The organism is Bradyrhizobium sp. KB893862 SZCCT0404, from assembly GCF_018130885.1.
GTDB classification, from domain to species: Bacteria; Pseudomonadota; Alphaproteobacteria; order Rhizobiales; family Xanthobacteraceae; genus Bradyrhizobium; species Bradyrhizobium stylosanthis.
The window spans coordinates 977,184-998,683 of record NZ_JAFCLT010000001.1 but is presented as its reverse complement, the minus strand read 5'-3'; the positions used below and the strand labels follow the sequence as shown (position 1 = coordinate 998,683).

Annotated in this window: 18 protein-coding genes and 2 tRNA genes; 5 read left to right on the top strand and 15 right to left on the bottom strand. The window is 64.1% G+C overall.

Annotated features, from left to right (window positions below; genetic code table 11):
* Positions 1–2: 2 nt before the first annotated feature.
* Together JQ617_RS05045 and JQ617_RS05040 are read right to left on the bottom strand one after the other, a co-directional pair.
* Positions 3–611, bottom strand: a complete 609-nt coding sequence (locus tag JQ617_RS05045; protein ID WP_212024858.1) for an acetyltransferase — start codon at positions 609–611, stop codon at positions 3–5.
* A 52-nt stretch (positions 612–663) separates the two neighbouring features.
* Positions 664–1,677 carry a Pnap_2097 family protein gene (locus JQ617_RS05040; RefSeq protein ID WP_212024856.1) on the bottom strand — a complete coding sequence of 338 codons (1,014 nt, stop codon included), beginning with the start codon at positions 1,675–1,677 and terminating at the stop codon, positions 664–666.
* A 459-nt stretch (positions 1,678–2,136) separates the two neighbouring features.
* On the opposite strand from JQ617_RS05040, the gene JQ617_RS05035 reads away from it, so the two are divergent.
* Positions 2,137–3,894 carry a caspase family protein gene (locus JQ617_RS05035; protein WP_212024854.1) on the top strand — a complete coding sequence of 586 codons (1,758 nt, stop codon included), beginning with the start codon at positions 2,137–2,139 and terminating at the stop codon, positions 3,892–3,894.
* 89 nt (positions 3,895–3,983) lie between these two features.
* On the opposite strand, the gene JQ617_RS05030 is transcribed toward JQ617_RS05035, so the two are convergent.
* The 5 genes from JQ617_RS05030 to clpX form a co-directional block, all read right to left on the bottom strand.
* A tRNA-Val gene (locus JQ617_RS05030) sits at positions 3,984–4,060 on the bottom strand.
* 63 nt (positions 4,061–4,123) lie between these two features.
* The gene (locus JQ617_RS05025) at positions 4,124–4,528 is read right to left on the bottom strand and encodes a GFA family protein (protein WP_212024852.1); all 405 of its coding nucleotides are present in this window, start codon (positions 4,526–4,528) and stop codon (positions 4,124–4,126) included.
* A gap of 120 nt (positions 4,529–4,648) precedes the next feature.
* Entirely contained in the window at positions 4,649–4,987 is a 339-nt protein-coding gene (locus JQ617_RS05020) for a Kazal-type serine protease inhibitor family protein (protein ID WP_212024850.1), read from the bottom strand.
* Between the two features lie 155 nt (positions 4,988–5,142).
* Positions 5,143–7,566, bottom strand: a complete 2,424-nt coding sequence (lon, locus tag JQ617_RS05015; RefSeq protein ID WP_063683140.1) for an endopeptidase La — start codon at positions 7,564–7,566, stop codon at positions 5,143–5,145.
* Between the two features lie 325 nt (positions 7,567–7,891).
* Complete coding sequence (gene clpX, locus JQ617_RS05010) at positions 7,892–9,163, bottom strand: ATP-dependent Clp protease ATP-binding subunit ClpX (RefSeq protein ID WP_018642420.1); 1,272 nt, start codon at positions 9,161–9,163, stop codon at positions 7,892–7,894.
* A gap of 181 nt (positions 9,164–9,344) precedes the next feature.
* On the opposite strand from clpX, the gene JQ617_RS05005 reads away from it, so the two are divergent.
* Positions 9,345–9,611, top strand: a complete 267-nt coding sequence (locus tag JQ617_RS05005) for a hypothetical protein (RefSeq protein ID WP_212024848.1) — start codon at positions 9,345–9,347, stop codon at positions 9,609–9,611.
* A 2-nt stretch (positions 9,612–9,613) separates the two neighbouring features.
* On the opposite strand, the gene JQ617_RS05000 is transcribed toward JQ617_RS05005, so the two are convergent.
* The 3 genes from JQ617_RS05000 to JQ617_RS04990 form a co-directional block, all read right to left on the bottom strand.
* Positions 9,614–10,249 carry an ATP-dependent Clp protease proteolytic subunit gene (locus tag JQ617_RS05000; RefSeq protein ID WP_063683139.1) on the bottom strand — a complete coding sequence of 212 codons (636 nt, stop codon included), beginning with the start codon at positions 10,247–10,249 and terminating at the stop codon, positions 9,614–9,616.
* 291 nt (positions 10,250–10,540) lie between these two features.
* Positions 10,541–11,902, bottom strand: a complete 1,362-nt coding sequence (tig, locus tag JQ617_RS04995; protein WP_212024846.1) for a trigger factor — start codon at positions 11,900–11,902, stop codon at positions 10,541–10,543.
* Between the two features lie 173 nt (positions 11,903–12,075).
* Positions 12,076–12,160: transfer RNA gene (locus tag JQ617_RS04990), tRNA-Leu, on the bottom strand.
* Between the two features lie 154 nt (positions 12,161–12,314).
* Here JQ617_RS04990 and JQ617_RS04985 point away from each other — a divergent pair.
* Positions 12,315–13,643 carry a multicopper oxidase domain-containing protein gene (locus JQ617_RS04985; protein ID WP_212024844.1) on the top strand — a complete coding sequence of 443 codons (1,329 nt, stop codon included), beginning with the start codon at positions 12,315–12,317 and terminating at the stop codon, positions 13,641–13,643.
* 114 nt (positions 13,644–13,757) lie between these two features.
* Here the strand turns inward: JQ617_RS04985 and JQ617_RS04980 are convergent, their stop codons facing one another.
* Positions 13,758–15,257 (bottom strand): NAD(P)H-hydrate dehydratase, encoded by a 1,500-nt coding sequence (locus JQ617_RS04980; protein WP_212024842.1) that lies wholly within the window; start codon positions 15,255–15,257, stop codon positions 13,758–13,760.
* Positions 15,258–15,638: 381 nt separating this feature from the next.
* Here JQ617_RS04980 and JQ617_RS04975 point away from each other — a divergent pair, with 381 nt between their 5' ends.
* Both JQ617_RS04975 and glnA read left to right on the top strand, forming a co-directional pair.
* Complete coding sequence (locus JQ617_RS04975; RefSeq protein WP_007603495.1) at positions 15,639–15,977, top strand: P-II family nitrogen regulator; 339 nt, start codon at positions 15,639–15,641, stop codon at positions 15,975–15,977.
* Between the two features lie 150 nt (positions 15,978–16,127).
* Complete coding sequence (gene glnA, locus JQ617_RS04970; protein WP_063683135.1) at positions 16,128–17,537, top strand: type I glutamate--ammonia ligase; 1,410 nt, start codon at positions 16,128–16,130, stop codon at positions 17,535–17,537.
* A 151-nt stretch (positions 17,538–17,688) separates the two neighbouring features.
* On the opposite strand, the gene JQ617_RS04965 is transcribed toward glnA, so the two are convergent.
* The 4 genes from JQ617_RS04965 to JQ617_RS04950 form a co-directional block, all read right to left on the bottom strand.
* Positions 17,689–18,828, bottom strand: coding sequence for an asparaginase (locus JQ617_RS04965; protein ID WP_212024840.1), 1,140 nt, complete (start codon positions 18,826–18,828; stop codon positions 17,689–17,691).
* Between the two features lie 81 nt (positions 18,829–18,909).
* Positions 18,910–19,671 (bottom strand): slipin family protein, encoded by a 762-nt coding sequence (locus JQ617_RS04960; protein WP_212024838.1) that lies wholly within the window; start codon positions 19,669–19,671, stop codon positions 18,910–18,912.
* On the bottom strand, positions 19,668–21,050 hold the full coding sequence (locus JQ617_RS04955) for an NfeD family protein (RefSeq protein ID WP_212024836.1): 1,383 nt from the start codon (positions 21,048–21,050) through the stop codon (positions 19,668–19,670). The genes JQ617_RS04960 and JQ617_RS04955 overlap by 4 nt, the downstream gene beginning before the upstream one ends.
* A 152-nt stretch (positions 21,051–21,202) precedes the next feature.
* Complete coding sequence (locus JQ617_RS04950; protein ID WP_212024834.1) at positions 21,203–21,460, bottom strand: tautomerase family protein; 258 nt, start codon at positions 21,458–21,460, stop codon at positions 21,203–21,205.
* Positions 21,461–21,500: the final 40 nt, after the last annotated feature.

The following is a 21,500-nucleotide window of genomic DNA, read 5'->3' as shown; positions in this document are numbered from 1 at the left end:
CCTCAACCGATGCGTTTGACCAGCCGCGCCGGATTTCCGCCCATCACGACATCAGGCTCGACGTCGGCCGTGATCAGGCTGCCCGCCATGACCTGGACATTGTCGCCGATGGTCCTGTTCGGAACGACGGCGCTCTTGATGCCGAAGAAGCAATTGGCGCCGACCTTGACCCCTCCGCCGAAGGTCACGCCGGCCGTCACCTGGGACAGCGCGCCGAGCACACAATCGTGGTCGACGCTGGACAGGGTGTTGATGATCGTGTCGCGCCCGATCAGGGCTCTCGAGCCCACGACAGCACCGGCCGCAATCACCGCGCCGCTCTCGATCTCGGCGTCGCGCGCCACGAAGGCGGTCGGAGCGATGCACGGCGGCATGTTCACCTTGGCTTCCCGCAACCGGGAGGCACAGAGCTGGCGCGCCGCGTTGGCTCCTATTCCGAGATAGGCATCGCCGGACGGAAGCTCGCGGAAATAGTCGTCCTCGGACATCACGCTTCCGGGCAGCGCGGGCTGGCCCTCCAGGCTGCGAACGACGAAGACGGGCGCGACATCGAGGAACGATGCGATCACGCGCGCATGGCCGCCTCCGCCGAAGATAAATGCCTTAGCCATCGCCTTAGCCATTGAATGCCTTAGCCATCAAATGCGTTAGCCATCAAATGCGTTAGCCTTGGGATTTCGTTGTCAGCATATAGGCCATCACGACACCGTCGCTCTCGCGCGACAGGGAGATCTCCGTAACGAGCCCGGCCTCGGACTGCTCCCATTTGTGGATACGGAAGACGATACGGTCCTTGATGTCCGAATTGGCAAAATAGTAGATGTCGCGCGAGACCGTGCTCAGCTCGGAAAACGTCGGGTCGTAGCGCAGCGCGCAGATGTCGCTGATGATCGGATAGGACGCGAAGTACAGCAGCCCGACGCCATTGATGTCGTGAAACGGGATGATGTCGTACTCGGTCTCGAACAGCGGCGCCGCCGGCGTCCGCGCCCTGAGATCGCGGTACTCCGACACGAAGGCCGGCAGAGGAACTTCCGGAATCGGACAATCCGGCGGAATGGTCGGCTGCCCCTTCAGGAGCGAGGTGTTGTTCGCTTCGCCGCGCCGGGAGAAATTCGACATCAGGCGCGCCTCTCCGCCGGCAAGGTCGTGGCGCAGCGTGATGTCCGAGATGAACGTGCCGGCTCCGAACCGGGAGATCGTCCCGGTGAGATCGAGACCGCTGTCCTCGCCGATCGCACTGAGCGGCTTGCGCAGCGAGTAGCCGATGCGCGTAAACGTCGCGTACAGGCGGTTGCCTCCGCCATCCTTCAATGCCGAGCTCGGGCTGCGGAGACCCGAGGTGATCATGGTCCAGTGCATATCGCCCAGCTCCTTCAGGAGCCAGGACTCTGACAGCCCACCCATGGCCATCTGCGGCATGTTCACGGACAGGCTGCGCCGCTCCATGGCGCCCGCCGCGGAGACCCGCGCAGGCTCCTGCACCGACGAGAGGGCCAGGATGTCGTTCAGCGTCTCGACGCGTCCCCAGGCCTCGTCACCGACGGGTCGTCCGAGTGCCGCCTCGATCCTTCCCCTCAGCACGACCAGCCCAAAACTGTCGATCGGCAGATCCGAGAGGGAAGCGGAAAAGTCGGGGTTGCCGGGTATTTCCTCGGCAATGATCTGGCGCAGCATCTAACGTCCCCTGGCAAGCCCTTCTCACGCGACCGCCCCGACGGAGCATTCCCTTGGGTAGGGCAGCCGCTTTGCGCGTCCCGGTTCGGGCGGATATGCCCGACGAGCAGACGGGCCGCAAGCAGAACATGCCGGCGGAACCGGACCGGTTTTTGCTGGAAACCGCCAGCCAGGCGCGAAACGATCGTCGGCCGCTGGGCGCGGGCACTAGGCCGGAAATGACTAGATGGGAATGATCGAGCCGCGCCGGCTCATGCGTCGCATCTCACGCAGGCAAGTCCGGCAGCAACTCCGATTGACGAGATCAAGCAGAGCACACATTGGCCAGCTCTCCGTTGTGACTTGCGGATTTGACATTGGCTTGCTCCCGCGCGCCCGCCTGTGACGTTCGTCACATAGGAAGTTTTGCCTTGATGGCACTGTGCGAATAGTCTGGTCACATTGCGATTTGGGGCTGCAATGGGCGCAATTCGGGTTTTTCTATTTTTGTTGACCGTCTTCTGTCTCGGCTGCGGCGGCGCGCGGGCGGAAAAGCGCGTGGCGCTGGTGATCGGCAATTCCGCCTACAAGAGCGCGCCGAGGCTGAGCAACCCGGTGAGCGATGCGAGCCTCGTCGGCGGCATGCTCAAGAAGGCCGGATTTGACAGCGTGGACATCAGGCTAGATGTGAACGCAGCCGACATGCGCAGGGCGCTGCGCGAGTTCGCCGGCAGAACCCGCGATGCGGAAGTCGCCGTCATCTACTATGCCGGACATGGCATCGAGCTGGATGGCGCCAACTACCTGATCCCGATCGATGCGATGCTGGAAGCCGATGGCGACGTGCTCGACGAGACGGTCGCGCTCGATCGGGCGCTGTTCGCGGTCGAGCCTGCGAAACAACTGCGCCTGATCATTCTGGACGCCTGCCGCGACAATCCGTTTGCCAGGACGATGAAGCGTACGGTGGCCTCCCGCGCCATCGGCCGCGGCCTCGCCAAGGTCGAGCCGACCAGCCCGAACACCATGATCGCCTTCGCGGCCAAGGCCGGCTCGACGGCCTCGGACGGCGATTCCAGGAACAGCCCGTTCGCCGCGGCGCTGGTCGAACGCCTGCCCACGCCAGGGCTCGACCTGCGCAAGGCCTTCGGCTTCGTCCGCGACGATGTTCTCAAGACCACCGGCTACAAGCAGGAGCCCTATGTGTACGGCTCGCTTGGCGGCGACGACGTGCCGCTGGTCGCCGCCAAGCCGGTCGCGACCGGGCCGCAGGCAAATCCCGACAGCGAAATCCGGCGCGACTACGAGCTGGCGCTTCAGCTCGGCACGCGCGACGGATGGACCGCCTTCCTCAACCGCTTTCCGACCGGCTTCTATGCCGATCTCGCCAAAGGCCAGCTGAACAAGATCGCCGCCGAGGAAACCCGCGCGGCCACGGCCGACAAGGCGCGGCAGGCGGAAGAGGACAAGGCGCGACTCGCGGCCGAGCGGGCCAACAAGGCCGAACAGGAGAAGGCGGCAGCGGCGGCCAGGGCGGCCGAGGAAAAGCGTCTTGCGGCCGAGAAGGCCAAGCAGGCCGAGGAGGCCAAAGCGGCCGCAGCCGAGCAGCGGCGGAAGGACGCCGAGGCGGCCGCCGCGAAGGCAATGGCGGAGAAGCAGGCCGCCGCAGAGCAGAAGGTCGCCGCCGTAACGCCCTCCTCCGCCGCGCCAGCGATGTCGGCAGACGAGAGAACGAAGCTGGTGCAGTCCGAACTGCGACGCGTCGGTTGCCATCCGGCTCCCGTGGATGGCATCTGGACCGGCTCATCCGAGCGTTCGCTTGCACTGTTCAACAAATACGCCGGCACCAAGTTCGACACCAAGGTCGCGAGCTTCGAGGCGCTGGACGCGATCAAGGCCAAGCCGGGGCGCATCTGCCCGCTGGTCTGCGACCACGGCTTCAGGGCCGACGGCGATTCCTGCGTCAAGATTGCCTGCCGCGCAGGTTACCGCGTCAATGACGACAACGAATGCGAGAAGGTGGAGAAAAAACCGGTGGCCGCGCGTGACGATACGACGAAGCGGGACGCGGAGCGTAAGAAGATCGAGGCTACACCGGCGAAGCCGCAGACGAACGGACAGATTGTTTGCAATAGCGCCGGCTGCCGACCGGTGTCCAAAGGTTGTCGATTGGAATTTCGCAGGGGCGGCGGCAGTGCCAATACCCACACCGGCGAGAGCGTTGAAGTTTGCAACTAAGTCCGTCTGCCCCAAGCTTCTCACAGGGAGCTGATGGTTCGGGCGGCGCTCCAGCTTGCCCCGCCGTAGCTCGCGAAGCGAGCGAAGGCTGGGGGGCGGTCACGGATTCGAACCGCGGACCCTCTCGGTGTAAACGAGATGCTCTAACCAGCTGAGCTAACCGCCCCTCGCCGCCTCTTTAGCCTCACAGGCCCCGAACGAGCAAGCGCGGAACTTCAGTTCCTGGGCCTCAGTCCTGCGGCCGGCCGGGCAGCAGCGGCACGGCGTCGATCCAGACTGCCGCCGACTGGCACCAGATCTGCCTGACGGGGCGTAATTTGTCCCGCTGGCGGATCGAGCCCCAGCGGATGCCCCAATCGCCGGCCTCCTCGCCCTCGCCGCTCGTGAACAGCGGGGAACCGCAATCGGCACAGAAGTGCTGGAAGCGCATCCGGCCGTTGTCGCCGCGCTTGCCGTAGACCTTGGGCGCGCCGGCGGTGAGCTTCACGTCGGTCTTGGTGCAGATCGCGGTCACCCGGAACGGCGAGCCCGTCAGCGCCTGGCAGTCGGTGCAGTGGCACACCGAGACCGCCTCCGGATCGACCTCGGCCTCGAAGGTGATCTTTCCGCAATGGCACTGCCCGTCGATCCGCATGATTTGCCCCACAGCACAAGCGGCGCCCGAAGGCGCCGCACCGGGCAACTCTCGCGCACGATCACAGCCCCGGCGAAACGCCGGCGCCAGCGTACCGTTCAGGCCCGCGGATCGTCCAGCCTACTTGTGACATCTGCCGTTGTAGACGAAGACCGCGTTCGCATTTTCAGCCATGCACAGGTTCGGATACGTCTTCAGAATCCGCGTTCCCACCGGCCGTGCGCATACCGGCTTGTAGAGGTCGGAGCAGATCGGCCCCTGGCATTGGCCGGCATGCAGAACCGTCGCGCCGCTCGCGCGGGCCCAGCAGGCATTCGAATAGGTCATCCGCAGCCCGACGTTCGATAGACCGCAAACCGGAGCGTAGATGTCGGTGCAGGCGACGGCGGTCTGCGCATGCGCGACGGGTGCAACTGCGAGCGTCAGCAAACAGACGAAGCCAAATGTCTTGCCAATCATTGCTATCCTCCCCTGTGGGTAAAAGGACATCAATAACACAATCTATAATTGTATTCAATCTCGCCCCTCGCCCGCCAGCGCGGCTCCACCGCCGATGTCGCCCCAAAACAAAAACGGCGCCCGAAGGCGCCGTTTCGTGATCGTTCAAGCTGCGATCAGTGAGCGGTCAGACCGCCGGCGGCTTCGTCGCCGTCCGGCTTCACCGTCACCTTGGTGTCCTCTTCCCAGACGATCGGCACCGGCTTCTTCACCAGGGCCTTGGCGACGACGTCGTCGAGGCGCGAGACCGGGATGATCTCCATGCCGCCCTTGATCGCATCGGAAATCTCCGTGAGATCCTTGGCGTTGTCCTCGGGGATCAGCACCGTCTTGATGCCGCCGCGGGCAGCGGCGAGCAGCTTCTCCTTGAGGCCGCCGATCGGCAGCACGCGGCCGCGCAGCGTGATCTCGCCGGTCATCGCGACATCGTGGCGGACCGGAATGCCGGTCATGACCGAGATGATCGCGGTGGCCATGGCCACGCCCGCGGACGGGCCGTCCTTCGGCGTCGCGCCTTCCGGCACGTGCACGTGGATGTCGCGGCGGTCGAACATCGGCGGCTCGATGCCGTAGTTGATCGCCCGCGAGCGGACATAGGACGCCGCCGCCGAGATCGACTCCTTCATCACGTCACGCAGATTGCCCGTGACCGTCATCTTGCCCTTGCCGGGCATCATGACGCCTTCGATGGTCAGCAGCTCGCCGCCGACATCGGTCCAGGCAAGGCCAGTGACGATGCCGACCTGCGGCTCGCTCTCGATCTCGCCGAAGCGGTACTTCGGCACGCCGAGCAGCTCTTCCAGAGTCTTCTCGGTGACCTTGACCGACTTCTTCTTGGAGATCATCAGCTCCTTCACCGCCTTGCGGGCGAGTGTGGAGAGCTCACGTTCCAGGTTACGCACGCCCGCTTCGCGGGTGTAGCGGCGGATCAGAAGCAGCAGCGCCTCGTCGTCGATCGAGAACTCCTTGGAGTCCAGGCCGTGCTTGGACACCGCGTTCGGGATCAGATGCTTGCGCGCGATCTCGACCTTCTCGTTCTCGGTGTAGCCCGCGATCCGGATGATCTCCATGCGGTCCATCAGCGGCCCGGGAATATTGAGCGTATTCGCGGTCGTGATGAACATCACGTTGGACAGATCGTAGTCGACCTCGAGATAGTGGTCGTTGAAGGTCCCGTTCTGCTCGGGGTCGAGGACCTCGAGCAAGGCAGAGGACGGATCGCCGCGGAAATCGGCGCCCATCTTGTCGATCTCGTCGAGCAGGAACAGCGGGTTCGACGACTTCGCCTTCCGCATCGACTGGATGATCTTGCCGGGCATCGAGCCGATATAGGTGCGGCGGTGACCGCGGATCTCGGCCTCGTCACGCACGCCGCCGAGCGACACGCGCACGAACTCACGTCCGGTCGCCTTCGCGATCGACTTGCCGAGCGAGGTCTTGCCGACGCCGGGAGGACCGACGAGGCACAGGATCGGGCCGGTCAGCTTGTTGGCGCGGGACTGCACCGCGAGATACTCGACGATGCGTTCCTTGACCTTCTCAAGCCCGTAGTGATCGGAGTCCAGGATGGCCTGCGCGGCCTCCAGGTCCTTCTTCACCTTGGACTTCTTGTTCCACGGAATCGACAGCAGCCAATCCAGGTAGTTGCGCACGACGGTCGCTTCCGCAGACATCGGCGACATCTGGCGCAGCTTCTTCAATTCATGCTGCGCCTTCTCGCGCGCTTCCTTGGAGAGCTTGGTCTTGGAGATCTTCTCTTCGAGATCGGCGAGCTCGTCGCGACCGTCGTCGTCGCCGAGTTCCTTCTGGATCGCCTTCATCTGCTCGTTGAGATAGTACTCGCGCTGGGTCTTCTCCATTTGCCGTTTGACCCGAGAACGAATCCGCTTCTCGACCTGCAGCACCGAGATCTCGCTCTCCATCAGGCCCAGCACCTTCTCCAGGCGCGTGGTGACGGACAGCGTCTCCAGGATGCCCTGGCGATCGGCGATCTTGACGGCGAGATGCGAGGCAACGGTGTCGGCGAGCTTGGCGAAATCGGTGATCGCCTGCACGACGCCGACGACCTCGGCCGAGATCTTCTTGTTGAGCTTCACATAGCTCTCGAAGTCGGACACGACGGAGCGCGCCAGGGCTTCCGCCTCGACCGACTTCGCATCGGTGTCGGCGAGCGCGACGGCGGTGGCTTCATAGTAGTCGGCGCGATCGGTGTATTTCTGCACGCGCGCACGCTCGAGCCCTTCGACCAGCACCTTCACGGTGCCGTCGGGAAGCTTCAAGAGCTGCAGCACGCTCGCAAGCGTACCCGTCTCGTAAATCGCATCGGGCGCCGGATCATCGTCGGACGCGTTCTTCTGCGTCGCGAGCATGATCAGCGCGTCGTTCTTCATCACCTCTTCGAGCGCGCGGATCGACTTCTCGCGGCCGACGAAGAGCGGAACGATCATGTGCGGGAAGACGACGATGTCGCGCAGCGGCAGCACGGGATAGGCGTGCGTTTCGCCGTGGACGATGGTTGGCCGGGGTTTTGGATTAGTCATGGCCTTTTCCTTTTGCTTTGCCCCCTTGCACGCAGTCCGCCGTCTTCATGCGCAACCGCCACAAGGTGCCGACGTGATCCGAAAAAACCGGTCTACCATTCGTAGGTTGGACCGGGCTTGCCGGATCGGAACTGAGGCGAATCTTGAACAGAATTCTCGCTCGCCGCCGACATTAGGTGGCTATCGACCGGGGGGGTGTCAAGTCATTGAAAGACGCGCGCCATCAGGCGCTTACGCACGCAAATAAGCGACGCAACACCGGCTGCGGAGGTCATGTCCGCAGCCGCCACTATGAAAGACGAAAGGAAGCGTTCCAGCGCCGAAATCAGGCGCTGGCGTTCTCGACGGCGCGATCGGTCCGATCGGCGTAGATGTAGAGCGGACGGGCCGTGCCTTCCACGACTTCGCGCGAAATGACGACTTCTTCCACACCTTCCAGGCCCGGCAGGTCGAACATGGTCTCGAGCAGGATCGCCTCGAGGATCGAACGCAGACCACGCGCGCCGGTCTTGCGCTCGATCGCCTTGCGGGCAACCGCGCCAAGCGCCTCGTCGGCGAAGGTCAGCTCGATGTTCTCCATCTCGAACAGCCGCTGGTACTGCTTCACCAGCGCGTTCTTCGGCTCGGTCAGGATCTTCTTCAGCGAGGTCTCGTCCAGATCCTCGAGCGTCGCCACGACGGGCAGACGGCCGACGAATTCGGGGATGAGACCGTACTTCAGGAGATCCTCAGGCTCGACGTGGCGGAAGATTTCGCCGGTGCGGCGGTCTTCCGGCGCCATCACCTGAGCCGCAAAGCCGATCGAGGTCGACCGGCCGCGCGCCGAGATGATCTTCTCGAGGCCGGCGAAGGCGCCACCGCAGATGAACAGGATGTTGGTGGTGTCCACCTGCAGGAATTCCTGCTGCGGATGCTTGCGGCCGCCCTGCGGCGGGACCGAAGCCACCGTGCCTTCCATGATCTTGAGCAGCGCCTGCTGCACGCCCTCACCCGACACGTCGCGCGTGATCGAGGGATTGTCGGACTTGCGGCTGATCTTGTCGATTTCGTCGATGTAGACGATGCCGCGCTGGGCGCGCTCGACATTGTAGTCGGCGGCCTGGAGCAGCTTCAGGATGATGTTCTCGACGTCCTCACCGACATAGCCGGCTTCGGTCAGCGTCGTCGCATCCGCCATCGTGAACGGCACGTCCAGGATGCGGGCGAGCGTCTGCGCGAGCAGCGTCTTGCCCGAACCGGTCGGACCGATCAGCAGGATGTTCGACTTCGCGAGTTCGACGTCGTTGTGCTTGGTCTGATGGTTGAGGCGCTTGTAGTGGTTGTGCACCGCGACCGACAGGACCTTCTTCGCATGGCTCTGGCCGATGACGTAATCGTCCAGCACCTTGCAGATTTCCTTCGGCGTCGGAATACCGTCGCGCGACTTGACCAGCGAGGATTTGTTCTCCTCGCGGATGATGTCCATGCAGAGCTCGACGCACTCGTCGCAGATGAAGACCGTGGGACCCGCGATCAGTTTGCGGACTTCGTGCTGGCTCTTGCCGCAGAACGAGCAATATAGCGTGTTCTTGGAGTCGCTCGTGCCGACCTTACTCATTCATGTCTCCGTCCGCGGTTCGATCCCGTTCCGCTCGATCGCTCCATTCCGACACGATGGCCGGCCTAGAGTTTAAATAGAGCAAATTCCGTACCAAAAAAGACCTACGCGTTACTACATCCCGTGCGAATCACGGTCACTCGATTCTCCCGCGATCATAGCCGATCAATCGTAGCCAACCATGCTGTCACCCGACTATCAAGAATTCGCTAATCGGGGGTCGCCGGCTACCCGTGACAATACCGTGATTTCCGGTCTTGGCACGGACGAAGTGACCGAAATCACCCCGGCGTTGCTGGATTGCCACGAAAAACAAGCACGAAAGCGGAACTTTCTGCCTGCCGCAGGGCGCAAAACACTGTTTTGCAATGCGTCCACGCGCACCAAGCGTGAACACGCCCCTGATGAGACCCGGCGATCCCAGGGGATCGCCGTTACGGCCCAGTAGTGCTACGGGGCCTTCGCCGCCGCCGGCTCCTCGGCGCGCTTGTCGATGACCTTATCGACCAGGCCGAACTCCTTGGCGTCGTTGGCGGTCAGGAACTTGTCGCGTTCCAGCGCGTCCTCGATCGTCTTGTAAGTCTGGCCGGTGTGCTTCACGTAGATCTCGTTGAGCCGCTTCTTCAGGTTCAGGATTTCCTGGGCGTGCAACATGATGTCGGTCGCCTGGCCCTGGAAGCCGCCGGAGGGCTGGTGGACCATGATGCGCGCGTTCGGCAGCGAGAAGCGCATGTCCTTCTCGCCGGCGCACAGCAGCAGCGAGCCCATCGAGGCGGCCTGACCGGTGCAGAGCGTGGAGACCGGCGGGCGGATGAACTGCATGGTGTCGTAGATCGCAAGTCCCGACGTCACCACGCCGCCCGGCGAGTTGATGTACATCGAGATTTCCTTCTTCGGATTTTCCGCCTCGAGGAACAACAGCTGCGCGACGATCAGCGTCGACATGCCGTCCTCGACCGGACCGGTCACGAAGATGATGCGCTCTTTCAACAGGCGCGAGAAAATGTCGTAGGCGCGCTCGCCACGGTTGGTCTGCTCGACCACCATGGGCACGAGGTTCATGTAGGTTTCAACCGGATCGCGCATGAGTCACCTAGGGTTTTCGGACGTGGACACCGCGTGTCCTGGCTGGCCAGTGGGGCTGGATTTGCCGGAGGCGATGGACGTCCCGTGATGCAGGACTAGTTAGCAGAGGAACTCGGGTACAGGGCGTACCGACAGATATAGCCCAATTCGCGCCAGACAAGTGCGGAGCGAATTAAGGCTTAATCCAGCGGGGAGTTGAAGCTGATTCTCGCAGAAAGGCCCAGCCAGCCACATGGCTAGCCGGGCCTGATCGCGGATCATCCTTAATAGAAGGCTGATTGCTCAAAGCCTTCAAGCAGCGGTCTTTTCCGCTTCGTCGTCCTTGTAGAGATCCTCGCGCGAGACCTTCTTCTCGGTCACGTTGGCGAGCTCGAGGATGAAGTCGACGACCTTGTCCTCGTAGATCGGTGCGCGAAGCTGGGCGAGCGCCTGGGCGTTGTTGCGATAGTAGTCCCAGACCTCCTTCTCGCGGCCGGGCATCTGCCGGGCGCGCTCGATCACGGCGCGGCCGACCTCGTCGTCGGTCACGCTGATCTTGTTCTTCTCGCCGATCTCGGAGAGCACGAGGCCGAGCCGCACGCGGCGGTCGGCGATCTTGCGGTACTCTTCCTTGGCGGCATCCTCAGTGGTGTCCTCGTCGGCGAAGGTCTTGCCGGCGGAGTCCATCTCGGCCTTGACCGAGTTCCACATCAGATTGAACTCCTCGTCGACCAGCGAGGGCGGCGCCTCGAAGCGATGCGCCTCGTCGAGACGGTCGAGCAGCGCGCGCTTGACGCGCTGGCGCGTCGCGGTCGAGAACTCGGCGACCAGACGCTCGCGCGCGGCTTCCTTCAGCTTGTCCAGCGATTCCAGGCCGAGCGTCTTGGCGAACTCGTCGTCGATCGCGATGTCCTGCGGCGCCTCGATCAGCGTCGCGGTGGTCTCGAACTCGGCCGGCTGGCCGGCGAGCTTGTCGTTCATGTAGTTCTTCGGGAACGACACCTTCAGCGTGCGCGTCTCGTTCGCGCCGATGCCGATCAGCTGCTCCTCGAAGCCGGGGATGAAGGTGTTGGAGCCGATGACGACCTGGATGCCCTCGCCGGTGCCGCCCTCGAACAGCTCGCCGTTGATCGAGCCCTTGAAATTGATGGTGACGCGGTCGCCGGATTCGGCCTTGGCGCCTTCCGCCTTGGCAGCGTAGCCGCGGTTGGAATCGGCGATGCGCTTGATCGCCTCGTCGACGTCGGCGTCGGACACGTCGGCGACGGGCTTCTCGACCTGGAAGGTCTTGAAGTCGGCGAGCGCGATCGCCGGCACCACCTCGATCGCGACCGTGTAGGTCAGATCGGTCTTGCCGTTCAGCAGTTCCTCGACCTCGGCCTGCTCGGTCGGCATCGTGATCTTCGGCTCGGTGGCGAGACGGAAGCCGCGCTCGGAGAACAGCTGCGTGTTGGTGTCGCGGATGGTCTGGTCGATGGTCTCGGCCATCACCGAACGGCCGTAAACCTTCTTCAGATGCGTGACCGGCACCTTGCCGGGACGGAAGCCGTTGATGCGGACCTTGTCCTTGAGATCGACGAGCTTGGCGCCAGCCTTGGCGTCGAGATCAGCCGCGGGAACGCTGATCTTGAACTCGTGCTTCAAACCTTCCGAGAGGGTCTCTGTGACCTGCATGGCGTCCAATCTTCTTTTCGCTCGGTCCCGGCGCGCATGCGTCGGGACGCTGTCATTAATCGATCCGGCGCGAGGCGAACGCCTCAACGCCGGTGGTTCATCGGACCGGCTTCAGGCGGACAAACATCCGCGAGGAGCAGGCCCTCGTAATCCGTGCAAACGCGAGAAGCGCTTGGTGCGGGCGGAGGGACTCGAACCCCCACAACTTTCGTCACTGGAACCTAAATCCAGCGCGTCTACCAGTTCCGCCACGCCCGCGTGAATTTGCATCAAGACCGGCCGCGATGCCGCGGGCGGCCGGGCTTATAACATGTGCCTGACTGTTCGCAGCAAAAAAATGGCCCGATGGAGGCATGGTTCAAGTAGGCACGATGGCTGGACTTATCCAGCGCGGCGTGGTCCGGATCGCGGCATGAAGCCACCGATTTTCGACCCGAACAGACGGCAGGTTTTGGCCGGGTTTGGAGCCTCCCTTGGAGCTTCCCTTGGAGCCTCGGCGGCCGGGTTGATCGCCGGCGGCGCCGGCCCGTCCGTGACGGCCCAGCTCGCGCTTCAGGCAAGGGCGGCAACCCTTGCTCTGAGGCCGGGTCAGCCACCTACACCGGTCTGGGAGCTGGCGGCTGTAAGCCACCTCAGGGACGTCCGTCTCAAGCGCTTTGACAATTGCCAGGTGGTGTTCCGGAACGACCTGCCTGTGCCGCTTGCACCAGTCTGGTACGGCCTGAGCGCCCCGACCCCGGCCGACCCGCTCCGGGGCCGTGCCCCGGCGGCGCCGGACACGACGGAAACATCAACCATTTCAATCACTAACGCAGGGACTTTGCTGGCCGACTTCCGCCTCTTCGAGGACGGCCAGAAGCAGCCCGCGCGCCCGCTTCCGATCATCGCGGCCGAGACCAGCCGGGTCGCGGTCGATCGCGACGAGGTCCTGTTGCTCGAGGAATGGCGACTGCGACCGGACGGCACCGCCCTTCCCCCGGGTCAGGACCCGAAGGACACGACCCCGCTCTACACGATCAACGGACAGACTTCATTCGAACTCTCAGCGATGGGCAATCAGCGGCTGCGGCTGCGCTTCATCAACGGCTCGCAACGTACTGTTCTAGCAATCAAATTAGAAAGCCATGAGGTCCGCGTGATGGCTCTGGACGGGCAGCCCGCCGAGCCATTCCCGGCCCGCAACGGCGCCCTGGTCCTGGCCCCAGGCGGACGCGCCGACGCGTTTGTGGATACAGCCACATCGGCTGCATTCATGCTGCATGACGGCAAGGAGGCGCGCCAGGTCGGCAGCCTCAAGATATCAGGCCAGTTGGAGCGGCGTGTGCCGCTGTTCGAGCCGCAGCCGCTCCCGTCAAACGACCTGCCCGATAAGCTCGACCTGAAAGGCGCCCTGCGGTTCGATGTCGCGCTGGGCGGCGCAGACGCCGGTTGGGCCCGGCCCGCAAGCTTCTCCACGGCCTCCGCTCCCGTCTTCCGCGCCAAGGCCGGCCGCACCGTCGTGCTGGCCCTGAAGAACCCCGCCCACGTCACGACCGTCTTCCACCTGCACGGCCACCCCTTCCGCCTGCTCGACAAGCTCGACGATGGCTGGAAGCCCTATTGGCTCGACACGCTCGCGATCGAGCCTGGCCAGACCCAGCGGATCGCCTTCGCCGCAACCTCGCCCGGGCGATGGCTGCTCGAATCGGTCGTGACGGACTGGGCCTCGCCCCGCCTGGTGCGCTGGTACGCGGTGGAGTGAGATTTGTAGGATGGGTAGAGCGCAGCGAAACCCATCGTTACTGCGCCAAGATTTGAGATGATGGGTTTCGCTGCGCTCTACCCATCCTACTCGCTACCCATCCTACCTGGCGGCTTAGTACTCCACACCCAGCGCATCGTAGATGCGCCGGTGCACGGCCGGCAGCGTCTCGGTCAGATCCTCCGCGATCAGCCCCGGCCCGGCCTCGGTCGCGGCCTCGCCGTGCATCCAGACACCGATGCTGGCGGCCTCGAACGCCGGCACGCCCTGCGCCAGGAGACCAGCGATTATGCCGGACAGCACGTCGCCGGCGCCGGCGGTGGCGAGCCAGGGCGGCGCGTTCGCGGCGATGGTGGTGCGGCCATCTGGCGCGGCGATGGTGGTATCCGGCCCCTTCAGCAGCACCACTGCGCCGGAGCGCTCCGCGGCAGCGCGCACGCGCTCGAGCTTGGAGCGGCCGGGATGCTTGTTGCTGAGGTCGGAGAACAGGCGCGGAAACTCGCCCTCGTGCGGCGTCAGCACCACCGCGTTGTCCCCAGAGGATTTGATCGATTCGAACAGGCGCTCGGGGTTCGCCGCAAAGCTCGTCAGCGCGTCGGCATCCAGCACCAGGTGCCGCTGCGCGGTGAGCGCGGTGTGGACCATGTCGCAGGTGCGTTCACCGATCCCGGTGCCGGGACCGATGATGCAGGTGTTGTAGCGCCTGTCGCCGAGCAGCTCGCCGAACTCGACCGCTGTGTCGGCGGGGCGCACCATCACCGCGGTGAGCGCGGCGGCATTGATCGCGAGCGCCTCGCGCGGTGTGGCGAGCGTCACCAGCCCGGCACCGGCCCGCAGCGCGCCGCGCGCGGCAAGCCGCGCCGCGCCGGTCGCGGCCGCATCGCCGGAGACCGCGAGCACGTGTCCGCGCGCGTATTTGTGGCCGTCGATCAGCGGCACCGGAAACGCCGCGCCCCAGAAATCCGGATCGTTCTCGAAGATCCCCGGCCTGATCTCCTCCAGCACCTGCGCGTCGATACCGATGTCGGCGACGCGGACGCGGCCGCAATGCATCCGGCCGGGCAGCAGCAAATGGGCCGGCTTCTTGCGGAAGAAGGTGACGGTCTCGGCGGCGTTGACCGCAACGCCCATCATTGCCGCGCTGGTGCCGTTGATGCCGCTCGGCAGGTCGACCGCGAGCACGGGCGCACCGTTGGCATTGATCGCCTCGATCATCTCCCGCGCCTCGCCCTCGACGGGGCGGCCGAGGCCGGCGCCGAACAGCGCGTCGATGATCAGCGCGGGTCTTCCGATCGCCTGCGGATTGAACGGCAGCACAGGATGCTTCCAGCCGCGCGCGGCGGAGGCCGCATCGCCCTGGAGCTGGTCGCGCTCGCACATCAGGATCACCGAGACCTCGCGCCCTTGCGCGGCGAGCTCGGCGGCTGCGACAAAACCGTCGCCGCCATTGTTGCCGGGGCCGGCCACGATCAGGATCGGCCCCTCCTCCACCAGCGCGTTGGCGGCCTCCGCGACCGCTTGCCCGGCGCTCAGCATCAGCTTGAAGCCGGGCGTGCCTGCCGCAATACTGAGCTGGTCCGCGCGCTGCATTTCAGCGTTGGTCAGTACTTCCATGCCACTTCCCTGGTCCAAACGCCTTTTCAACAGGCACGATCCGTGCCGACTGGGCTTACGGAACAATGATCTGCACAGATATTGAACCGTTTGCCTATTTCGTAGTCTGCGGTATTTTGAGCCGGTCGGCTCCACCTATCAGAGTTGCCAGTTAAAAGGCTGATAACGCTCCAATAATCAGGGCATTTGCAACTTGGCATAGACCCTGCTTTCGAGGAAGCCGCTTCGGTTTGTCGTGCTCGCTGGCATTTATCAGGGTGTGGCTGGCCGTCGTTGTCGGGCTGGTCAGGCATCCCGGCATACCGAAGACACGATCGTGCGTGAGATAAAGCGCATCCTGACGAAGACGTTGCTATTGATCGAAAGGCCGGGAGGCGCGCAGTGAAGAAAATTGAAGCCATCATCAAGCCGTTCAAGCTCGACGAGGTGAAGGAAGCGCTTCAGGAAGTCGGCCTTCAGGGCATCACCGTGACCGAGGCCAAGGGCTTCGGCCGGCAGAAGGGCCACGCCGAGCTTTACCGCGGCGCAGAATACATCGTCGACTTCCTGCCCAAGGTGAAGATCGAGATCGTGATCGGCGACGATCTGGTCGAGCGGGCGATCGACGCGATCCGCCGCGCCGCGCAAACCGGTCGCATCGGCGACGGCAAGATCTTCGTCTCCAACATCGAAGAGGCGATCCGCATCCGAACCGGCGAATCCGGGCTGGACGCTATCTGAGCCGGGTGCTATCCCGAATTTTGCGACACTCTGAAAGAAAAAAGGCTGCTTCGGCGGCCTGATTTCGTTTGTGCGGTTGCGCCAACTCGCCGAAAGCGAGAACGAATCTGCTCACCTGGAAACCGACCCGCAGAGCCAAAAGGGGTATGCATGAAGACCGCCAAAGACGTCCTGAAATCGATCAAGGACAACGACGTTAAGTACGTCGACCTGCGCTTCACCGATCCGCGCGGCAAGTGGCAGCACGTCACGTTCGACGTCAGCATGATCGATGAGGACATTTTCGCCGAAGGAACGATGTTCGACGGCTCCTCGATCGCCGGCTGGAAGGCGATCAACGAGTCCGACATGTGCCTGATGCCCGATCCGGTGACCGCGACGATCGACCCGTTCTTCGCCGAGACCACGATGGTCATCACCTGCGACGTGCTCGAGCCGACCACCGGCGAGCCCTACAACCGCGACCCCCGCGGCATCGCCAAGAAGGCGGAAGCCATGGTGAAGTCGATGGGCGTGGGCGACAGCGTGTTCGTCGGCCCCGAAGCCGAGTTCTTCGTGTTCGACGACGTGCGCTATTCGGCCGAGCCCTACAAGACCGGCTTCCGGCTCGACTCCTCGGAGCTGCCGACCAACTCCGACACCGAATATGAAGGCGGCAATCTCGGCCACCGCATCCGCACCAAGGGCGGCTACTTCCCCGTCCCGCCGCAGGACTCGGTGCAGGACATGCGTTCCGAGATGCTCGGCGCCATGGCCAAGATGGGCGTCAAGGTCGAGAAGCACCACCACGAGGTGGCTTCCGCCCAGCACGAGCTCGGCATGAAGTTCGACACGCTGACGCTGATGGCCGACCACATGCAGATCTACAAGTACTGCATCCACCAGGTCGCGCACATCTACGGCAAGACCGCCACCTTCATGCCGAAGCCGATCTACGGCGACAACGGCTCGGGCATGCACGTGCACCAGTCGATCTGGAAGGACGGCAAGCCGGTGTTCGCCGGCAACAAGTACGCCGACCTTTCGGAGACCTGCCTGCACTACATCGGCGGCATCATCAAGCACGCCAAGGCGATCAACGCCTTCACCAACCCGTCGACCAACTCCTACAAGCGTCTGGTCCCGGGCTATGAGGCGCCCGTGCTGCTCGCCTACTCCGCGCGCAACCGCTCGGCCTCCTGCCGCATCCCCTACACCGCTTCGCCGAAGGCCAAGCGTGTCGAGGTGCGCTTCCCCGATCCGATGGCCAACCCCTATCTCGGCTTCGCCGCGATGCTGATGGCCGGCCTCGACGGCATCAAGAACAAGATCGATCCGGGTCCGGCGATGGACAAGGACCTCTACGACCTGCCGAAGGAAGAGCTGAAGCAGATCCCGACCGTCTGCGGCTCGCTCCGCGAGGCGCTGGAGAACCTCGACAAGGACCGCGGCTTCCTCAAGAACGGCGGCGTGTTCGACGACGACTTCATCGACGCTTACATCGAGCTGAAGATGACCGAAGTCGCCCGCTTCGAGATGACCCCGCACCCGGTCGAGTTCGAGATGTACTATTCGAACTAAGCGTTCGAACAGCACGAGACAGGCAAAAGGCGCCCCGAGAGGGGCGCCTTTTCGCTTGGAGGCGTAGGATGGGTAGAGCGTAGCGAAACCCATCATCTAACCTTTGCGAGATCGATGGGTTTCGCTTCGCTCTACCCATCCTACTCGGCCGCTACCACGTCGCGGTGAACGCCTTCTGCAGATCGGCCGGCGCCGTGACGCCGCTCGCGATCAGCAATTGGGTGAGGACGCGCGCCTTCTGCGGATTGAGATCCTCCGACACGGCGAAGCCGTTCTTGTCGTCGTCGACCTCGACGTTCCGCGTGACGAAGCCGGATCGCACCCGCGTGGAGCGGACGACGACGATGCCCTTCTTCGCGGCGGCCTCGAGCGCGTCGAGCGCGGCCTTCGACGTGTTGCCGTCGCCGACGCCGGCCAGCACGATGCCCTTGGCGCCGTGCGAGATCGCATCCTCGATCGGAATGGCGTCCATGTTGGCGTGCGAGTAGACGATCGCGACCCGCGGCAATTGCTCGCCGGCCGGAAGCTGATAGGTCGCGCGCCTGAAGCCCGGAGCCTGCGCCATGAAGCGGATGCCGCCGGCGGTGTCGACATAGCCGATCGGTCCGTCATTGGGCGAACCGAAGGTCTCGATGCTCGTGGTGTTGGTCTTCGTCACCGAGCGCGCGCCCTGGATCTTGTCGTTCAGCACGGCGATCACGCCGCGTCCGCGCGCGCGTGGATCGGCGGCGACCTGCACCGCCTCGTAGAGATTGCCGGGACCGTCCGCGCTGACCGCCGTCGCCGGCCGCATCGAGCCGACAATCACCACCGGCTTGTCGCCGCGCACCACGTTGTCGAGGAAGAACGCGGTCTCCTCCAGCGTATCCGTGCCGTGGGTGATGATGATCCCATCGGCCTCGTTCTTGTCGAAGGCGTCCTGGATGCGGCGGGCCAGCGCGAACCAGACCTTGTCGTTCATGTCCTGGGATCCGATCGACGAGATCTGCTCGGCGTTGATCTTGGCGAGCTTGTCGAGGCCCGGCACCGACGCCATGAGCTGCTCGCCGGTGATCTGGCCGGATTTGTACGCGCCGGTCGCGCGCGGGTCGGCCTGGCCGGCGATGGTGCCTCCCGTCGCGAGCACGAGAATGCGCGGCAGGCTGGCAGCCGAAGCGTCCTTGCCGGGCTCCGCAGCCTGGACCGCAGCCGCCCCCCCGCACGTCCAAAGTGTGAGGGCGAACAGGGGAATGGAGAGCATTGAAATCCAGCTTTGGCGGCGACCGGCTGCACTGGCGGTAGGCGTCATCATCGAATTGTCCTCCCGTTTAAGTAGGGATCGACATTCGATACGCCCATTGAGGCCGAAGATGGGTCGGCCTGCTGCTTGTCGCTATGGATTGTCTCGCCGCGGCAAGAAATGGTCGAGCAAGCCCGTCGGCAGCGGAAACACGACGGTCGACGACCGTTCGCCCGCGATGTCGTGCAGAGCCGCGAAATAACGCAGCTGCATCGCCTGAGGCTCCTGCGCGAGAATCCGGCCGGCCTCGACGAGCTTTTCGGCGGCCTGCTGCTCGCCCATCGCATTGATCACCTTGGCCCGCCGCAAGCGCTCCGCCTCGGCCTGCTTGGCGATCGCGCGAACCATGGTTTCGTTGATATCGACGTCCTTGATCTCGATGCCGGTGACCTTGATGCCCCAGACGTCGGTCTGCTTGTCCAGAATCTCCTGGATATCGGCGTTCAACCTGTCGCGCTCGGCAAGCATCTCGTCGAGCTCGTGCTTGCCGAGCACCGAACGCAGCGTGGTCTGGGCGAGCTGGCTGGTTGCGGCCATGTAATCGCCGACCTTGATGATCGCCCGTTCGGGGTCGACGATGCGGAAGTACAGAACGGCATTGACCTTGACCGAGACGTTGTCGCGCGAAATCACGTCCTGCGGCGGCACGACCTGCACCATCACCCGGAGGTCGACCTTGACGAGCTGCTGCACGACCGGAATGAGGAGGATGAGGCCCGGTCCTTTCACGCCGGTGAAGCGGCCGAGTGTAAAGATGACGCCGCGCTCGTATTCGCGCAGGATTCGAATGGCCTGGGATAGAAACATGATGACAAGCAGCGCAAGCGCCGCGTACGTCAGATATTCCAGCATCATGATGTGCCTCCCTCGCCGGTTCGGGCGGGTGTGCGCCGTATCAGCAGCGTCAGATCGACGACGTCGGCGATTTCGCCGGTCTCTCCGGGCTTGAACGTTTCGGCGCCGCGCGCCTGCCAGCGCTCACCATGGGCGAAGACGTGACCTTCGTTTCCGTTCCAGTCGAGAACCTTGGCGGGCAAGCCACGCATGGCCTGCGCGCCGACCCGTGCGGGAGCCTCGCGGACGCGCCGGAGCGAACCGAGCACGACCAGCGCAAAGCCGGTGAACACGGCCGCTGCAATGCCGATCACCCACCACGATAGCTGGTAGCCGGGCGCCTCGCCCCTGAAGAGCATCATGGCTCCCAGCACGAAAGCGATGATCCCTCCAAGGCCGATCACCACGGTCGGGTTGAAGGCTTCGATGGTGAGAAGCACGAGTCCGACCAGCATCAGGGCGAGGCCGGCATAGTTGATGGGCAGCAGATTGAGCGCATAGAGGCCGATCAGCAGGCAGATCGCGCCGACGACGCCGGGGGCGACGGCACCGGGCGACATGAACTCGAAGATCAGGCCGTAGATGCCGACCATCAGGAGAATGAACGCCACGTTCGGATCGGTGATGACCGCCAGGAAGCGGGATATCCGTCCGGGGTCGACGGCTTCGACGACGGCATCCTTCGTCGCGAGGCGTTGCGTCCTGCCGCCTGCAACCTCCACCACACGACCATCGAGCTGCCGCAGCAATTCAGCCTGGTCACGCGCGACGAGCTCGATGGCATGAGCCTCGAGCGCACCGTTGGCAGAGAGTGTGGCAGCCTCACGGACCGCCTTCTCGGCCCAGTCCGCGTTCCGGTTGCGCAGCTCCGCGAGGCTGCGGATGAAGGCGACGGCATCATTCGTCACCTTCGCCGTCATCGCGTCCTTCGGCTCATCCTTCTTGTCTTTGCCATCCTTCTCGGGCGTGCCGCTCGGCAGGCCCGGCAGCGGCCCGCCAATCTGCACCGGCGTCGCGGCACCGATATTGGTGCCGGGCGCCATCGCCGCGATATGGGTCGCATAAAGGATATAGGTCCCGGCACTCGCCGCGTGGGCGCCCGAAGGAGCAACGTAGCCGACGACAGGGATGGGCGAGGCAAGCACATCCGCAATGATCTCGCGCATGCTGGAATTGAGACCGCCAGGCGTGTTCATTCTCAGAAGCACAACCTCGGCACGCCGTTCGCTCGCCGTGGCCAAAGCCTCCTTCACGTAGCTGGCCGACGCAGGGCCAATGGCCCCGTCGATCGATACAATCAATGCAAAACGGCGTCCCTCCTCCGCCAGGCCGGGAAGGAGGCTGCAGATCAAAGCCGCGGCGCTGATCGCCGCAACGAGGGCCGCCTTCATGGTCTGCACGGCACGGGCTCCCTTGCAGAACATATGGTGCGCGTCTTTCGAACCTCAATGCGGTCGCGTGCACGCCGTTGTCGTTGTGCGATGCAATGGAGATCGCCCCGCGAACACAGGGCGGACCATGCCTTCGGCCGATCCGCCCGCGCGATGCGCTGCTACGGCCGCGAGACGCGCATGCCATCCGCGCCGATCGGCCCGAACGTGCCGGCGATGACGTCAGGCGTCGGCTGCATGCCGCCGAGCGACCAGTGCGAGGGCTCCTGCTCCTCGATCCTGACCCAGACGTTGCGGCGGAAGTCCGCATTGCCCTGCCCTTCGACCTCGACCATCAGGTCGGTGATCTGCTCGAGCAGCGACTTCTTCTGCGCGGCGTCGAGGATGCCGCGGACGGTGGAAATGGTGACGTAAGGCATGTCTTTCTCCAATCATGTCGGGTGACGACGCAGCGAATTT

Bases quoted from the DNA above. Each gene is read 5' to 3' on its own strand.
- JQ617_RS04985 (WP_212024844.1), top strand. From the start codon at position 12,315: ATGAAGCCACCGATTTTCGACCCGAACAGACGGCAGGTTTTGGCCGGG.
- glnA (WP_063683135.1), top strand. From the start codon at position 16,128: ATGAAGACCGCCAAAGACGTCCTGAAATCGATCAAGGACAACGACGTT.
- JQ617_RS05005 (WP_212024848.1), top strand. From the start codon at position 9,345: ATGCTGTCACCCGACTATCAAGAATTCGCTAATCGGGGGTCGCCGGCT.
- JQ617_RS05020 (WP_212024850.1), bottom strand. From the start codon at position 4,987: ATGATTGGCAAGACATTTGGCTTCGTCTGTTTGCTGACGCTCGCAGTT.
- JQ617_RS04960 (WP_212024838.1), bottom strand. From the start codon at position 19,671: ATGATGCTGGAATATCTGACGTACGCGGCGCTTGCGCTGCTTGTCATC.
- tig (WP_212024846.1), bottom strand. From the start codon at position 11,902: ATGCAGGTCACAGAGACCCTCTCGGAAGGTTTGAAGCACGAGTTCAAG.
- JQ617_RS05025 (WP_212024852.1), bottom strand. From the start codon at position 4,528: ATGCGGATCGACGGGCAGTGCCATTGCGGAAAGATCACCTTCGAGGCC.
- JQ617_RS04980 (WP_212024842.1), bottom strand. From the start codon at position 15,257: ATGGAAGTACTGACCAACGCTGAAATGCAGCGCGCGGACCAGCTCAGT.
- JQ617_RS05040 (WP_212024856.1), bottom strand. From the start codon at position 1,677: ATGCTGCGCCAGATCATTGCCGAGGAAATACCCGGCAACCCCGACTTT.
- JQ617_RS05000 (WP_063683139.1), bottom strand. From the start codon at position 10,249: ATGCGCGATCCGGTTGAAACCTACATGAACCTCGTGCCCATGGTGGTC.
- clpX (WP_018642420.1), bottom strand. From the start codon at position 9,163: ATGAGTAAGGTCGGCACGAGCGACTCCAAGAACACGCTATATTGCTCG.
- JQ617_RS05035 (WP_212024854.1), top strand. From the start codon at position 2,137: ATGGGCGCAATTCGGGTTTTTCTATTTTTGTTGACCGTCTTCTGTCTC.
- lon (WP_063683140.1), bottom strand. From the start codon at position 7,566: ATGACTAATCCAAAACCCCGGCCAACCATCGTCCACGGCGAAACGCAC.
- JQ617_RS04950 (WP_212024834.1), bottom strand. From the start codon at position 21,460: ATGCCTTACGTCACCATTTCCACCGTCCGCGGCATCCTCGACGCCGCG.
- JQ617_RS04965 (WP_212024840.1), bottom strand. From the start codon at position 18,828: ATGATGACGCCTACCGCCAGTGCAGCCGGTCGCCGCCAAAGCTGGATT.
- JQ617_RS05045 (WP_212024858.1), bottom strand. From the start codon at position 611: ATGGCTAAGGCATTTATCTTCGGCGGAGGCGGCCATGCGCGCGTGATC.